This window comes from Methanoculleus formosensis (genome assembly GCF_025384765.1).
GTDB classification, from domain to species: Archaea; Halobacteriota; Methanomicrobia; order Methanomicrobiales; family Methanoculleaceae; genus Methanoculleus; species Methanoculleus formosensis.
The window spans coordinates 1-15,439 of the sequence record NZ_VHLL01000012.1 but is presented as its reverse complement, the minus strand read 5'-3'; the positions used below and the strand labels follow the sequence as shown (position 1 = coordinate 15,439).

The following is a 15,439-nucleotide window of genomic DNA, read 5'->3' as shown; positions in this document are numbered from 1 at the left end:
GCGTCGTCGCGGACCTCTGCCGGTATTACCGGGAGCTCTCGGGCGGGGAGGAGTGAGGGGGGGAGGGCGTCGGGTCTTCCCCCGGTGCCCTGCGGATGGGAACCCGTATTGGTATAGCGCTACCGTAGTATCCGATAAGCCCGGGCTCAGCAGGTGATCTGCCAATTAACCGGTGCTCCATAAGGGATGTAGCGCGGGTCTGTGGACACGGGCCGGGGACCGCGGGTACTGAAGGGATTCTCACTCACACTTCGCGCGGTTCTTGCTCATATCATCTCATATCCATCTATTTTTATGCGAGAGGTGCCGGCGACCAATGTCAAAACCACGGCATCTCAGCAGAGGAAAGCGGCAAGAGACCGCCCGGGAACTACCTGACCCATCTCCCGGACCCGAGTAGCAAAACTCGTCCGGGAGAAGGTGTTGAGGATAAAGTCAGATTGATAGCACCACGCGATGAGGAAACAGAATGCAAAGCATAGACCATAAAGACGGCAGCCCACGGGATGAAGCGTGCGCCAACATCGATTCACACGGGACTGCCACCAGCTCTTCTCCGCCCGGAGTGATAAGACCATCTGAGGAAGACCGTGTCAGTACTGTCCCGCTCTTCCTCGTCCCGCGGGCGGTGGCGGATGTCATCCGGCGGTATGGAAGGGCGGTGCGGGAGATCCATGTACGGAGGACCAGGAACCACCACTACACCGTCGAAATCGAACGGGGGCGTCCATGATGCCTGAGTTAGGTATCCTTTCCGGCACATCGGCCGGCGGGCTCATCGTCCATGTCGAGGGGGAACGCTGCCGGATATCGCCCGCAGATGTCCGGGCGCTCATATTCTCTGGCCGGCCGGCCCCGGTCGTCCGGGAGCGGGTGCGGCGGGCAAGCGGCACCGTCATGGGGGAGGTAACGATTGAGGGATATGCGGCGCTGAACGCCGCGGGGAAAGCGGTGGTGATCCGGACCCGGGAAGGCACCTGGATCGTCCCCCTCGTCTCCCTCCGGCGGGTCGCCTGCGGAGAGGCGACAAGCGCCCCCCTCTTCTCAGAGGTGCAGGTATGAACGAGATCCTGCAGGCAGCAACGCTCCTCGCCCCCACTGAAGGCGTAATCGAGGTCCGGGCGCTCGCCGACGGCGTCACCCACTCCGGCTACTTCGACGATTACGAGTGCCTCGCCCGGGCCGTCGAGGCCCTCGATGCCGACCCTTCGGTCGCCGGGATCTACGTCACCTTGAATGCCGTCAACCCCGCCCTCCTCGCCCGGCGGGCGAACCGGATCAAGATGCGGCTCTCGCGGAAGGATGCGACGACCGCCGACGCCGACATCATCCGCCGGCGCTGGCTCCCGGTCGACATCGACCCGGTGCGGCCGAGCGGGGTCTCGTCGACCGATGCGGAGCATAACGCGGCGCTCGCTGTCGCGGAGCGGATCGCGGCGTATCTCGCCGAGCAGGGGTTCCCGGAACCCCTCCGGGCAGATTCGGGCAACGGCGCCCACCTCCTCTACCGGGTGGACCTTCCAAACAATGAGGCGGCAACCGCGCTCGTGAAGGGAGCACTTGCGACCCTCGACGCCCTCTTCTCGAACGAGGCCGTCACCGTCGATACCGCGAACCACAACGCCGCCCGGATCTGGAAACTCTACGGGACCGCATCGCGGAAGGGCGACAACACTCCCGAGCGCCCCCACCGCCGGGCGAAGATCCTCAACGCTCCAGAGGAGATCGGTGTGGTTCCGCTAGAGCGGCTAGACCGCCTCGCCGGGCTCCTCCCCCGGGAAGAACCATCCCAGCCGAAGAAGGGTTCCCGGAGGATCGACCTTGCCGCCTGGCTCGCGGAGCACGGCATCGCCGTCCGGTCGACACGCCCCTGGCAGGGCGGCACCCTCTACGTCCTCGCGGAGTGTCCGTTCTCCTCGGCCCACAAGGACGGGGCGTTTGCCATCCAGTTTGCGAACGGCGCCATCTTCGCCGGCTGCCACCACGCAAGTTGCGGCGGAGGGACGCAGCGCTGGCCGGAACTCCGGGGGATGCACGAGAGGAAAAGGCCGGAGAAGAAGGAGGAAGCCCCTCCCCCGGCACCGGTGGATGATGAGCACCGCCGCCGGGCAGGAGAGATCCTCAAGACCGGCGACCCGCTCGCGTTCCTCCTCGACACCTTCAACAAGAGCCATGTCGGCGATCGGACGGTCGCGGAGTGTCTCGTGATGTCTCTTGCGTCCCAATCGGTCGAGAACACGAACGGCCTTCATGTCGCCATCTCCGGCAACTCCGGGAAGGGGAAGAGCCACGCCTGCACCACCATGCTCCAGCAGGTTCCGGAGGAGTACCGCCTCGCCGGCACGGTCTCGGACAAAGCCCTCTACTACAACGGCAGCCTGCAACCCGGCACCGTCTTCCTCTTTGATGATGTCTCCCTCTCCGACGACCTGCAGGAAGTTCTCAAGGCCGCAACCGCGAACTTCCGGGTGAGCATCGAGCACCAGACGGTGACCACCGACCGGAAACTCCAGATCTGCCGCATCCCGGAGCGGTGCGTCTGGTGGCTCGCGAAGGTCGAGGACGCCGGGGACGACCAGGTGGCGAACCGGATGCTCACGGTCTGGATCGATGATTCCCTCGAACAGGACGAGCGGGTGCTCCGGTACATGAAGGAGCGGGAGGTGAGGGAGGACGGCGGCGACGGCGAGGACCCCGATCTCGTGATCTGCCGGGAGATCTGGCAGATCCTCAAGGCGGTTCGCCCGCACGTCTCTATCCCGTATGCCCGGAGCGTGCAGTTCTCCGCGACGACGAACCGTCGCAACCCGGGTATCCTCTTTGACCTGATCAAGGCCTCCGCCCTCATCCACCGCTTCCAGAGAGAGGCGTATGAGGGAGGCATCAGGGCAAACCTGGACGACTTCACCGCGGCGGCCCGGGTCTATGCAGCGATCAACGGCGAGACCGGGGGGCAGGAGACGAAGACGACGAAGAACGAGGCCGCAGCGCTCGCGACGGTGGCGACGATGGGCTGGGAGCAGTTCACGATCAGGATGCTCCAGGAGGCGCTCGGGCTCTCGTACCACCAGACCTATCGTATCCTCCACGGCTATACGAGCCGGGGGACGGCCTACTCGGGGCTGCTGGAGAAATGCCCGGCGGTCAGTTTCTTCGATACGATGGTCACCGAGGATGGGGAAGGATACGCGATGCGGCGGCGGGAGCACCTCTTCTCCTTTGACCTTGTGGTCTACCGGCGCTGGGCCCATGGCGGCGGGGTCTGGCTGGACGGGGACCGGGATGGTGGTCCCGATAATCCGGGGCGGCCACCGGACCGATCCGTGCGGACCGAAGGTTGCGACATTGCAGCAGGTTTACCGCAAGATTCCAGCACCGGGTGCAACAATCCAGCGGCTCGAAACGACGTTGAATTGGCCGATCTTTGTACACGTAGAGAGAGGCGTCTCCCTCTCGGTACTGAAGTACAGCAGAACGTACCCACAGTCCCCGGTACCGGCTCCGTGGTGAGTGCGTCTGCGGGTGCGTGTGAAACCCACAATGCCGGAACCGGTCCCGGGATACCGTCACTACGGGGCGGAAGCCTCAATCCGGCGCCTTTTAGTCGCCCTTCTGCTGGCATCGCCGGTTGTACTACGCTGAAAAGAGATGCAAGACGAGGGCCCATGCCGCAAGAGCCCCTATCGGGGGTCCTCGATCACCGGGAGTTTCTCCGGGTGAAGGTCGAGCTCGGCCGGTGCGATGTCTGCAGGACGGGGAAGGCGGTCTACCGCTCGCGGGAGGCGCAGACGAACCTCTGCGAGGGGTGTTACGCCAGGCTGGTGCGGGAGGGGAACGCGAGGGAGGGGGTGCGGTGAGGGACGGTTCGTAGAACCGGAGTTCGAGCACCGAAGGTGCGAGCAACGACTTCCCCAATGGGGAGGGAGTCTGAGCGCCACTAGATGGCGTGCATCACCGCAGGGACTTTTGAGGCATATCTTTCTATTTCCTGATCCTCCTCGTTTAGCAGGGCTGTAAGAACCGAAATCATAATCCCATCCCGCAAACAAAGGAACCTTCAGCAGAAGAATAGCATTACCGTTGTTCTGCCGTTTATCCTGGAGAAGACACGGTAGTTTCGCCCTTTATCCGATCAGACGTGCAGAAGAACGTGCAACCGGAGAGATGTTTCGCCATGCTGCAAAGGGAAGATATCGGGAGAGATGCGCTCGGCCGGTTCGTGCGCATCACTGTGAACGCGCTGCCGGGCTACACCAGGCCTGCCGACCGACGGTGAAGTGATGGGGCGTCATACATGAGAGAAGCACATGATGTTTTTGCTCGGGTACGGTGCTAGGTGTGAAGCACGTGAATGACCTATACTCCCTGCTCGCCCGCTTTGAAGGACGGCGGATCGATTTCAAGGAAGAAGTGAGTGCGAACCTCTACAGGCTTCTGTCCGCGTTTGCCAACACTGCCGGCGGGATAGCCGTCATCGGGGTCCGCGACCATGATCATGCCGTCGTCGGCGTCGACCTCAGAAATAATGCTGTCAAAAAACTCGCAGATAGCATAACCACCCGGCTTGGCATTCATCCGGCCATTGAGATCCGCGAGATCGAGAGGAAGTCCGTCGTCACCGTTGCCGTCGAACGGAGCCGCGTGCCGGTCGCCTGTGACGGCCGGTACTACACCCGCATCGGCGACACGACACGCGAGATGCTCCCGGACGAGCTTCGCGGGTTCTTCCAGCAAAGCATTGAGTGGGACAGCGTCGCGGGGCCGTACTCGTTCGACGAGATCGACGAGGAGACGGTGCGGCGTTTCCTTGCCGGTGCGAAGGCGGCAGGTCGCCTCGCTGCCGTCGATCCGGCCGAACCGGTCGAGGCCGTCCTTCGTCGCCTCGGACTTGCCGGGGACGGAGGGATCAGCAACGGAGCCATCGTCCTCTTCGGCAGAGAGCCGCAGCGGTACTTCCAGAACTGCATCCTCCGGATCGGGCGGTTCAAGCGGGCAGATATCATCGTCGGCGACCACGAGATCGGAGGCAATCTCTTTCGCCAGTTTGAGGAGGGCGAGCGGATCATCAAGCAGTATCTCGGCGTCAGGTACGATATCTCGGAGGAGGCGATGCAGGAGTCGTTTCAGAGGAGAGAGGTCTGGGACTACCCGCTTCCGGCGATCCGGGAGGCGCTTCTCAACGCGCTCATCCACCGAGATTACTTCAACAACACGGTCCAGACGCAGGTCAAGATCTTTGACGACCATATCCGCTTCCACAATCCCGGCAATCTTCCCGCAGGCGTTACCATCGATATGATCCTAAAAGAGCACTACTCTTACCACCGCAACCCGAAGGTTGCCGAGATTTTCTACCGTGCCGGGCTCGTCGAACGCTACGGATCAGGTATCGAGCGGATCATCACGGCCTTCCGCAGCGCCGGGATGCCGGTTCCCGCCTTCGTCAGCAGCCCGCTTGGGTTCACCCTGACGATGCGGATGGATATGCTGAACGAGAGTTCCCTTCGGAAGATGGAACTGAATGAACGGCAGATCCTTGCGGTGGAACGGGTCAAGGTCGAGGGGAGCATCACCAGCGGTGCCTATCAATCACTCACTGGCGTCTCGGCAGCGACGGCTTTCAGGGATCTCAAGGCCCTGGTTGACCGTGGTATCCTGGAGCAGGTGAGCCCGTCGAGGAGGAATACACGATACGTCCTGCGGGAGAGGCCATCATGATGTGTGGGTATTTCCAGAGCGTTCCTGCGGAATACGAACTGATCCGGGCCGGAAACCAGGTGGATTCCCCACCTGGCAGGGATAGATGATGGATGAATGAGAGATGAGTGAAAGATGGATGAGAGATACGATGGAATAAGAAGAACTGATCGAAGGTGAGTGATGAGCGCCGGGCCGAGTGTTTCGGGGACGGGACGGGAGGACGGTGCCACACCATCCAGCAGAATCTCGTCCGCGAGTTCCGGAGGGCGGTTGCGCACCTGAAGCGGAACGGTTCGGCAGATACCCTCCTCGCCGATGCCGAGAGCCGGGGGTGGAAGACCGTCCCGCTTCTCCGGCATGTTGCCGAACTCTGTCGCGAGCAGCCGGCAGCGGCCCACAAGACGCTCCTCGCGGTGAAAGAGCGGTATGAAGAACTCTGCCGGCGGCGGCGTTTGGTTCTTGAGGATCGGAAGGTGCTGGCGCTCCACGCACGAACGGAGCCCTACCGCGATATCTGGGACCGGTTCAGTGCGGCCATCGATGACTACGACGACTGCGAGGTGCTCCTCGACGCCCACCATGTCGCCACGGCGATCGACGGCACGGTGCTCTACACCGGGGACTACCGTCACATCATTGTCAACGGGAGCTCATTCTTTCGGAAACCAGCCTCCACGATGTCCGGTACCTGGGCGACCGGATGGGCGGACGGCCGACGGCGTGAAGGAACCGTCGGCGGTTTTTCATATCTCCGGGAAATAAGGCCTGAAGAAACAGTGAGCATCCTCGCTGTTGAAGAGTAGAAAGCCCATCCAGGGCACCCCGAAGGGGAAACATGTGAGTGATAGATAAGATTTGACATCCGGATCTGCGTAACGTCGGGAGACACGAGGCATACGACTTCACCATCCGGCTGAGGAGAACATCGATGCCCTTGTTCTATCACCCGGCAACGTTTACCGGAAACAGAATGCGGGTGATTTCATGGACCGGGATCAAGTACCCATCAAGTACGGAAAAGCCGGCAGATATCTGGATATATGCAGATCGTCGGCAATATTTCCGACATTGATATCAGGAAGCGGGTACTCCGAATACAACCCATCAAGCATTCCTCCCGTCTGGTGCCGCCCACTGACGGAACTGGGTGGCTCTTCGGGAATTGACGCGATATCCAACCGAGATTATGGCATCAAGGTTGTAGTAGTCAAGAGTCCGTGAATCTTCACGATCACCCTCGATTTGAACTGTTAGATATTTTCTAATAGTTGCATCACGGGTCAACTCGCCACATTCGTAGATGTTTTTCAGGTGTACGTTTATTGTCGGAACCGTCACATCGAAGAGCGCCGCCATCATCTTCTGGCTTAACCAGATGGTTTCGTCCTCGTACCTGACCTCGATTGAGTCTTCACCGGCGGCCGAGGTAAATAGCAAAAATTCAACCGTGCTGTTCCGTATCAGTTTCTTCTCATCTCCGCTCATAGTTCCACCCCTGCTCGTACGATATTGTGACGACCCTGCCGAACGCCGGGCTTTCTCTTCTGTGATCCCCGGATCTTCTATGGCGGTTCATGATGCATTCCTCGTTCATATCCGTCAGGAGAAACGCCTTCTCCTAACGGCCCGGCCGCCACCTGAGGGGGGATGGCTATTCGAAGCCGGGACGATCTGCTCAAAGTCGAGCTCCGAACATTTGCCGGAGATCTCCGAACATTTGGTCGCAAGCTTCGAACATTTGGATATATTACGTAAAATTGCGGAACCTATCCGATCTCTGAGGAAAGCGCCCAGAGAATGTGTCGAAGCGACGATCCTCCGCCTCTGTGAGGAAGGATTCCTGACCCTCGATGAACTGGCGGAACTGCTGGACAGCAGAAAGGACTCGCTCCGGAACCACTACATCAATCCCATGCTGGAAGATGGCAGGATTGAGGCGAGATACAAGAATATCCGCAACCATCCCCGCCAGGGGTACCGGACGGTGGCCGGGATTGAGGGTGAGGAGTGATGGGTACCTGCTGGCAGCACCAGGATCCTCCATGGCGCACTGGACGATAACTCTCGCGCGAGAGGGAGCCGCGATCGTCGTCCGGGGCGAGGGCGACGACCCTCACGCTCCTGACTGGATCGACTACGAGATTCGCGGCAACCCCGGCCGGGTGTACCGGGCGTTGCTGGACAGGATCAAACCCGGCCCGTGGTCGTTTCAGGCTGACCGGATGAAGGATGAGCGCGACCTCTACTGGATTGCCGACTGCGCCTATACCGAGGCGCTGCTGCACCCCGGGTGGTCGGTGGAGACCGATCTTCCCCCGCTGCCGGAGGAGCTTCCGGAGGAGTTCCTCCGGCGGGTGCGGGAAGATCCTGCTGGAATCCAGAGTGTGAATCGCGCTCGCGGTGGGACCGGCCCCGCCCGGTGCAAAACTGTTAACATTCATGCAGTCCGAATTGAATCTAACTCCGGTTACGGGAATATTCGATAGATCCGCATAACTTGGCGTCACATTACTCTTAATTCACGGGAAAACGACCGGAAGGAAACCAGATACATAAGGGATGAGAAACTTGGCAATCAAAAAATCCGAACTCTACAGCTCGCTCTGGAGCAGTTGCGACGAACTCCGCGGGGGCATGGATGCCTCACAGTACAAGGATTACGTCCTCACGCTGCTGTTCATGAAATACGTCTCCGATAAGTACGCGGGAAAGCCGGATGCGATCATCGAGGTGCCCGAAGGAGGGAGCTTCGCCGACATGGTGAGGCTGAAGGGCGATAAGGAGATCGGCGATAAGATCAACAAGATCATCGGCAATCTCGCAAAGGCGAACGGTCTCGAGGGGGTCATCGACCAGGCCGACTTCAACGACGAGGATAAACTCGGCCGGGGCAAGGAGATGCAGGACCGGCTCTCCAAGCTGGTAGCGATCTTCGACGGCCTTGACCTTCGGGCGAACCGTGCCGAGGGCGACGATCTGCTCGGCGACGCTTACGAGTACCTGATGCGGCATTTTGCTACGGAGTCGGGCAAGAGCAAGGGACAGTTCTATACCCCTGCCGAGGTCTCGCGGGTCATTGCCAGGGTGGTCGGTATCGGTCCCGGTACCCGCCAGGATCAGACCATCTACGACCCCACCTCCGGGTCCGGGTCCCTCCTCCTCAAGGCGAGCGATGAGGCTCCGCGCGGGATCACGATCTACGGTCAGGAGATGGACAACGCCACCTGGGCACTCTCGCGGATGAACATGATCCTCCACGGCCACCCGGGCGCGGAGATCTGGCGCGGCAATACGCTTGCCGACCCGTACTTCAAGAATCCCGACGGGAGCCTGAAGAAGTTCGACTTCGCGGTCGCGAATCCCCCCTTCTCCTCCAAGGCCTGGACGAACGGCCTCAGTCCGGAGAACGACGAGTTCAAGCGCTTCGAGTACGGTATCCCGCCGGCGAAAAACGGGGATTATGCGTTTCTCCTCCACCTGATCACGTCGCTCAAGAGCACCGGGAAGGGTGCGATCATCCTCCCCCACGGGGTGCTCTTCCGTGGGAATAAGGAGGCCGACATCCGCCGCAATCTCATGAAGCACGGGCTCATCAAGGGGATCATCGGCCTGCCCCCGAACCTCTTTTACGGGACGGGCATCCCGGCCTGTATCATCGTCGTCGATAAGGAGCATGCACACGCCCGCACCGGGATCTTTATGATCGACGCCTCGAAAGGGTTCGAGAAGGACGGGAACAAGAACCGGCTCCGGTCGCAGGATATCCGCAAGATCGTGGACGTCTTCAACAACCAGGTCGAGGTGCCCCGCTACTCCCGCATGGTTCCCGTCGCGGAGATTGCAAGCCCCGCGAACGACTACAATCTGAACATCCCGCGCTACATCGATTCGAGCGAGCCTGAGGATATCCACGACCTCGACGCCCACCTCAACGGCGGCATCCCGGTGCGGGACGCCGACGCGCTGGAGCCCTACTGGGCTGTCTTCCCGACGCTCCGGGGTGCGCTGTTCCGGTCGAACGGTCGCGCCGGGTACCTGGAGCCGGAGGTCGCGCCCGGCGAGGTGAAGGCCACGATCCTCGCTCACCCGGAATTTTCGGCGTATTCGGGCCGCGTCGCCACTGTCTTTGATGGGTGGCGGGCGGCGCACGAGCCGCGCCTTCTGGGTCTCGGTGCCGGCGACAGCCCCCGGGCCGTCATCCATGCGCTCTCGGAAGACCTGCTCGTGCGGTTCGCCGGCGTGCCGCTGCTGGAGCGGTACGACGTCTACCAGTGCCTGATGGACTACTGGGCCGGGACGATGCAGGACGACGTCGACCTGATCGCTGCGGAGGGGTGGGTCGAGGGGGCAAAACCCCGCGGGATCGTCGAGGACAAGGAGAAGAAGATCAAGGAGACTCCGGATCTCGTCATCGGCCGGCGGAAGTATAAGATGGACCTGGTCCCGCCGGATCTGATCGTCAACCGGTACTTCGCCGCGGAGCAGGCCGCCGTCGAGGAACTCGCGGCGTTGCAGGAGAGCGCCGCCCGCGACCTCGAGGAGTTCGTCGAGGAGCATACCGGGGAGGAGGGGCTGCTCGAGGACGCGACAAACGACAACGGCAAAGTTACCAGAGCGTCGGTAAAGGAGCGAGTGAAGGCGATCGGGAGGGACCCGGAGTTTGCCGGGGAGCGCGAGGCGCTCACGCGGGTCACGGCGCTGATCGAGGCGGAGGCCCGGGCGGCGAAGGCGGTGAAAGAGGCCCGGGCCGCGCTCGATGAGCGGGTGCTCGCCCGGTACTCGAGCCTCGCCGAAGACGAGATCAAGAGCCTCGTGGTGGAGGATAAGTGGTTTGCCTCGATCCAGGCTGCCGTCGAGGCCGAGGTCGAGCGCCTGACGCAGCGGCTGGCCGGCCGGGTGAAGGAACTGGACGAGCGGTATGCTCGCCCGTTGCCGGAACTGGAGCGGGAGGTGGAGGCGTTCGGCACGAAGGTCGAGGAGCACCTGAGGAGGATGGGGGTGGAGTGGGGATGACAATGCCCGGCGGCTCTCGGGATAAACAAGGAACGCCCGCTATGACAACTCAGGAACGCCGCCTGGTACAATCGGAGATCGGTGCCCTCAAGAAGATGCTCGCGCAGCTGCCGGAGTCGAGCATCATCGAGCGGATGAGCCTTGAGGCCAGAAAGAGATCTTTAGAGGAGGAACTCGCCTCACAACGGCAGACCGGGGCTGAGGAAGTGCCGCCGGGGTATAAACGGACGGAGGTGGGGGTAGTTCCAGAGAATTGGAGAGTCGAGACTATATCCAAAATTGCGAATGTGAAAACCGGTCCCTTCGGATCCTCATTACATCAACATGATTACGTTGAAGAGGGCACCCCAATAATCACCGTCGAGCACCTTAGCGAGCATGGCGTTGTCCACGATAACCTTCCTTTGGTTTCTGATTCCGACCGGTTACGGTTGAAAAGTTACAGCCTGCGGAAAAATGACATAGTTTTTAGCCGAGTCGGTTCCATAGACCGAAATTCTCTCATTAGTGAGGCTGAAGATGGGTGGCTGTTCTCCGGGCGGTTGCTAAGGGTGAGAGTATCAGATCACACCGTCCATTCCCCTTATCTTAGTTATCACTTTCATTCCGAGCCTTTCAAGCAGAGAGTTCGTGGCGTTGCCGTGGGACAGACTATGGCCTCGCTAAATACACAGATCCTAAAGGAGATATGTATTGTTCTCCCATCCCTCCCCGAACAACGCACCATCGCCGCCGCCCTCTCCGATGCGGACGGGCTCATCGGGGCGCTGGATGCGCTCATCGAAAAGAAGCGGGCCATCAAGCAGGCCGCCATGCAGCAGCTCCTCACCGGGAAGAAGAGGCTGCCGGGGTTCAGCGGAGAATGGAGGACCACAACGCTCGGAGAAACCGCGGACATAAGGAATGGAGCAACACCAAGCACCCAGATTCCTGCCTACTGGAACGGACAGATCCCATGGTGCACACCAACGGACATCACGGGTACCCCAGGGAAGTATCTCCTCGAAACAGAGCGCAGCATCACCGTGGAAGGACTGGAAAATTGCGCGGCAAGCCTGCTTCCTGTTGGCGCCTTGTTACTGTGCAGCCGAGCGACCATCGGGGAGATCAAGATTGCTGCATCACCAGTCTGTACCAATCAAGGCTTCAAGTCGTTAGTCTGCAAGAGTGGGATATCTAATGAGTTTCTATACTACCTCCTTTTGACACTCAAGCCGCAGATGATTGAACGGGCTATCGGATCAACTTTCCTTGAGATAGGTAAACGTGATGTGGCGTCAATCAAACTGAGGATCCCAGAGCACAGTGAACAAACCGCCATCGCCACCGTCCTCTCCGACATGGACGCCGAGATCGCCGCCCTCGAGCACCGCCGGGAGAAGGCAAAACAGATCAAGCAGGGCATGATGCAGCAGCTCCTCACCGGACGCATCCGATTGCCATCAGCAGGCAGGGTGAGCGCTCAATGAGCGCCGAACGTTGCCCCGCAGGCCTTGGGATCACGCACCAAGACTTCGCGGATTGTGGCTGGAAAGAGGTCTTGGCCAAGACAGAGCGAGACGGTTATTTGTCCATGTGTCTGGCCTTTTATGCGGCTGCAAAACAGGCAACGGAGGAGGGACGGCAGTCCCATGGAAAGGTGCTTTGGCTATTGGGTGACGCGTGCTCAATGATGCTGTCACCCAAGAGCCCCAGTGAACCCTTCAGGCCCTTTATGGGAAAGAAAGACCTGCTTGAGACCGAAATAGATTTCTTTGCGCAGATTATCGATACCATTGACGATCCCTGGTTGAAAGCGCGTCTGGCAGACCTGATCTGGCTCAATAAACAACCACACGATGTCAGGTTCGCCTTGGTAGCAATCGATAGTTATCGGTCGGTTCCGTTGAATACCAAGACATGGGTATCCGGTGGCCGCGATTGTTGGGGGCGTGCCATAGGTTTGACTCGCATGCTCAAAGCGGGTTCCGGAGACCGCTTGAAGGATATGGAGAAAGCCATTGTCAGCGCATTTGGCTCGGCTACGTGTCAAGATGGCTTTCTCGGCCTCTGGTTGGCAGAGCTGCTCGTCAACCATGGATTGGCACAGGACAAAAAATTGCATATTGCCCAGAGACTCGAGTTCCTTGCCCGCGAGTTCGATGACGAAGATGATTACCCCCGTGCCCGAGGATTTTTTAAGGCTTCAGCAAAGCGGTTTAAGGCAGCTGGTGATAACGCAAAGTCTACTGAGATGACGGTCGCCATTGCGGAAAGTTTCGTCAAGGAGGCCAGGGCCAGAATAACAGTTGACCAGCCAAGTCATATGGCCGCTGTGAGATTTTACGAGAAGGCTGTTCAGACCTACCGCACCATTCCCCATTCTGAACGACCTGCTCACCGGGTAGACGAGCGACTCAAAGAGCTTCACTTATGTCTCAGTGAGTCCGGAAAGAAGGCGCTGGACGAGATGGCAGTCATAAGCTCACCTAGTGTGAACCTCAGCCAGACCATCGAAGACGCCAAGAATTCTGTGCGTGGTAAGAGTGCTATTGAAGCGCTGGATGCATTCACCAACCTACAGCCGTTTATAAAAGTCAAAGAACTACGCGACAATGTGATCAAGAGCAACCAGCAGTGCCCACTACAGGCTATATTCCCAGCAGCCATCATGAGTCGTGACGGTCGCGTTATAGCCAGACGGTCGAGCATGGGCTTCAGCGATACACCTTCCGAGAATGACGAGATCAGCATCCATGCTGAAATGATCCGTGCCCACAAACGCTTGGTTGGAATGGTTGTTCAGGGCCGCATCCTACCTGCACTTGAAGTTCTACAATTAGAGCACCGCATATGCGAAGCAGATTTCATTTATCTCGCCAGCGAGTCACCTATTGTGCCCATAGGCCGCGAGCGTCTCTTTGGAATGGCTCTGTTTGACGGTTACGACTATGACTTCGTGACGGCACTCCACCTCCTGGTACCGCAGATCGAGCATATGGTCAGGTTCCATCTGAAATCCGCCGGCGTCAAGACCACAACCCTGGATGGCAAAGGCATTGAGACCGAGAACGGCCTGAGCACACTCATGGATCTGCCTGAGTGTGAAACGATATTTGGCGAGGATCTGACTTTCGAGATACAAGCGCTGTTCTGTGATGCCTTCGGGCCGAACTTGCGTAACGAGCTCGCACACGGCCTTCTCGATGACAAAGACTGTCAAACTGCTTATGCGGTGTATGCCTGGTGGCTTGGCCTCAAGCTCGTGCTCAATACGTTCTGGAACGCTGCACGTAGGAGCGACGGAGACGATGAGGAGGCAGCAGCATGACCCCCGTCCGGATCTTCATTAGCAGCGTGCAGAAGGAGTTCGCTGACGAGCGGGTGGCTCTCCGCGACTACCTGCGGGGAGATGCACTGATGCGGCGGTTCTTCGAAGTCTTCTTCTTCGAAGACGTCCCGGCCGCCGACCGCCGCACCGACAACCTCTACCTCGACGAGGTCCGGCGGTGCGATATCTATGTCGGACTGTTCGGGAACGATTACGGCTCCGAAAATGCCGAAGGTCTCTCGCCGACCGAACGGGAGTTTGACCTCGCCACCGCCGAAGGGAAGTACCGGCTCATCTACGTCAGGGGCACGGACGACGATGCCCGTCATCCGAAGATGCGTGCGCTTGTGAGCAGGGCGCAGGCCGGGCTGATCCGGAAGCGGTTCAATACCTCCGCTGAATTGGTCACCGGGCTCTATGCGGCGCTGGTCGATTACCTTGCAGAGAAGCAGCTCATCCGCTCCGGCCCCTTCGACGCGGCTCCGTGCGCGAAGGCGACGATCGAGGACCTGGACCCTGAACGCATGGCGTGGTTCATCCGCACAGCCAGAAAGACCCGCCGGTTCCCCCTCGCCGAGGGCGCATCTCCTCATGAACTGCTGGAGCACCTGAACCTGCTCGATGATGGGCAGCTGACGAACGCGGCAGTCCTCCTCTTTGCAAAACAACCGCAACGGTTCCTGATCTCCTCAGAGATTAAGTGCGCCCACTTCCACGGCACCGAGGTGGCCAAACCGATCCCGTCCTATCAGGTCTACAAGGGAACGGTCTTCGATCTCGTGGATGCGGCGGTGGATTTCATCCTCAGCAAGATTGCCCTCTCGGTAGGCACCCGTGAGGCCGGCCCGCAGGCGCCGCTGCGCTACGAGATCCCGAAGGAGGTGGTGGCGGAGGCGGTTGTAAACGCCGTCGCTCACCGCGACTACACGAGCAACGGCAGCGTCCAGGTGATGCTCTTTTCAGACCGCCTGGAGGTCTGGAACCCGGGCACGCTCCCGCCATCCCTGACCCTGGAAAAACTCCGGCAGGCCCACGGCTCGGTGCCGGCGAACCCGCTCCTCGCCGAACCGATGTATCTCGCCGGCTACATCGAGCGGATGGGTACAGGAACGCGAGACATGATTCGGCGTTGCACCGAGGCAGGTCTGCCCGAGCCGGAGTTCGCGGTCAGCGACGGGTTCCAGACGATCATCCGGCGGATTCTGGTTCCCGGACCCTGGCTATATCCAGGGCCACAGCTAAGGCCACAGGCAGGGCCGCCAGAGTCGCAACCATCCAGGGAAGAAACTAGGGAAGAAACTAGGGAAGAAACTAGGGAAGAAACTAGGGAAGAAACTAGGGAAGAAACTAGGGAAGAAACTAGGGAAGAAACTAGGGAAGAAACTAGGGAAGAAACTAGGGAAGAAACTAGGGAAG

Annotated in this window: 12 protein-coding genes; 11 read left to right on the top strand and 1 reads right to left on the bottom strand. The window is 59.8% G+C overall.

What is annotated here, in order from left to right; genetic code table 11:
- Positions 1–469: 469 nt before the first annotated feature.
- The 5 genes from FKB36_RS12615 to FKB36_RS12595 all read left to right on the top strand — a co-directional run bounded on the left by FKB36_RS12615 (position 470) and on the right by FKB36_RS12595 (position 6,503).
- Positions 470–733 carry a hypothetical protein gene (locus FKB36_RS12615; protein ID WP_261598449.1) on the top strand — a complete coding sequence of 88 codons (264 nt, stop codon included), beginning with the start codon at positions 470–472 and terminating at the stop codon, positions 731–733.
- Positions 730–1,062 (top strand): hypothetical protein, encoded by a 333-nt coding sequence (locus tag FKB36_RS12610; protein ID WP_261598448.1) that lies wholly within the window; start codon positions 730–732, stop codon positions 1,060–1,062. Before FKB36_RS12615 ends, FKB36_RS12610 begins: the two co-directional genes overlap by 4 nt.
- Positions 1,059–3,857, top strand: coding sequence for a hypothetical protein (locus FKB36_RS12605; RefSeq protein ID WP_261598447.1), 2,799 nt, complete (start codon positions 1,059–1,061; stop codon positions 3,855–3,857). Before FKB36_RS12610 ends, FKB36_RS12605 begins: the two co-directional genes overlap by 4 nt.
- A gap of 490 nt (positions 3,858–4,347) precedes the next feature.
- Positions 4,348–5,718 carry an ATP-binding protein gene (locus FKB36_RS12600; RefSeq protein ID WP_261598446.1) on the top strand — a complete coding sequence of 457 codons (1,371 nt, stop codon included), beginning with the start codon at positions 4,348–4,350 and terminating at the stop codon, positions 5,716–5,718.
- A 155-nt stretch (positions 5,719–5,873) separates the two neighbouring features.
- Positions 5,874–6,503: a conserved oligomeric Golgi complex subunit 6 gene (locus FKB36_RS12595; RefSeq protein WP_261598445.1), complete on the top strand. Its 630-nt coding sequence runs from the start codon at positions 5,874–5,876 to the stop codon at positions 6,501–6,503.
- A 301-nt stretch (positions 6,504–6,804) separates the two neighbouring features.
- On the opposite strand, the gene FKB36_RS12590 is transcribed toward FKB36_RS12595, so the two are convergent.
- Positions 6,805–7,185, bottom strand: a complete 381-nt coding sequence (locus FKB36_RS12590; RefSeq protein ID WP_261598444.1) for a virulence RhuM family protein — start codon at positions 7,183–7,185, stop codon at positions 6,805–6,807.
- 79 nt (positions 7,186–7,264) lie between these two features.
- On the opposite strand from FKB36_RS12590, the gene FKB36_RS12585 reads away from it, so the two are divergent.
- The 6 genes from FKB36_RS12585 to FKB36_RS12560 form a co-directional block, all read left to right on the top strand.
- Positions 7,265–7,711 (top strand): hypothetical protein, encoded by a 447-nt coding sequence (locus tag FKB36_RS12585; RefSeq protein ID WP_261598443.1) that lies wholly within the window; start codon positions 7,265–7,267, stop codon positions 7,709–7,711.
- Positions 7,712–7,742: 31 nt separating this feature from the next.
- On the top strand, positions 7,743–8,186 hold the full coding sequence (locus FKB36_RS12580; RefSeq protein ID WP_261598442.1) for a hypothetical protein: 444 nt from the start codon (positions 7,743–7,745) through the stop codon (positions 8,184–8,186).
- A gap of 82 nt (positions 8,187–8,268) precedes the next feature.
- Positions 8,269–10,713, top strand: a complete 2,445-nt coding sequence (locus FKB36_RS12575) for an HsdM family class I SAM-dependent methyltransferase (RefSeq protein ID WP_261598441.1) — start codon at positions 8,269–8,271, stop codon at positions 10,711–10,713.
- Between the two features lie 41 nt (positions 10,714–10,754).
- Positions 10,755–12,182 (top strand): restriction endonuclease subunit S, encoded by a 1,428-nt coding sequence (locus FKB36_RS12570; protein ID WP_261598440.1) that lies wholly within the window; start codon positions 10,755–10,757, stop codon positions 12,180–12,182.
- Positions 12,179–14,023, top strand: coding sequence for a DUF4209 domain-containing protein (locus FKB36_RS12565; protein WP_261598439.1), 1,845 nt, complete (start codon positions 12,179–12,181; stop codon positions 14,021–14,023). The genes FKB36_RS12570 and FKB36_RS12565 overlap by 4 nt, the downstream gene beginning before the upstream one ends.
- Positions 14,020–15,439: DUF4062 domain-containing protein (locus tag FKB36_RS12560; protein ID WP_261598438.1), on the top strand; the 1,420-nt coding region annotated here is incomplete at its 3' end. The genes FKB36_RS12565 and FKB36_RS12560, both read left to right, overlap by 4 nt.

Excerpts from the sequence above, each read along its gene's own strand:
- FKB36_RS12615 (WP_261598449.1), top strand. The coding sequence starts at position 470 with ATGCAAAGCATAGACCATAAAGACGGCAGCCCACGGGATGAAGCGTGC.
- FKB36_RS12610 (WP_261598448.1), top strand. The coding sequence starts at position 730 with ATGATGCCTGAGTTAGGTATCCTTTCCGGCACATCGGCCGGCGGGCTC.
- FKB36_RS12605 (WP_261598447.1), top strand. The coding sequence starts at position 1,059 with ATGAACGAGATCCTGCAGGCAGCAACGCTCCTCGCCCCCACTGAAGGC.
- FKB36_RS12590 (WP_261598444.1), bottom strand. The coding sequence starts at position 7,185 with ATGAGCGGAGATGAGAAGAAACTGATACGGAACAGCACGGTTGAATTT.
- FKB36_RS12585 (WP_261598443.1), top strand. The coding sequence starts at position 7,265 with ATGGCGGTTCATGATGCATTCCTCGTTCATATCCGTCAGGAGAAACGC.
- FKB36_RS12580 (WP_261598442.1), top strand. The coding sequence starts at position 7,743 with ATGGCGCACTGGACGATAACTCTCGCGCGAGAGGGAGCCGCGATCGTC.
- FKB36_RS12570 (WP_261598440.1), top strand. The coding sequence starts at position 10,755 with ATGACAACTCAGGAACGCCGCCTGGTACAATCGGAGATCGGTGCCCTC.
- FKB36_RS12565 (WP_261598439.1), top strand. The coding sequence starts at position 12,179 with ATGAGCGCCGAACGTTGCCCCGCAGGCCTTGGGATCACGCACCAAGAC.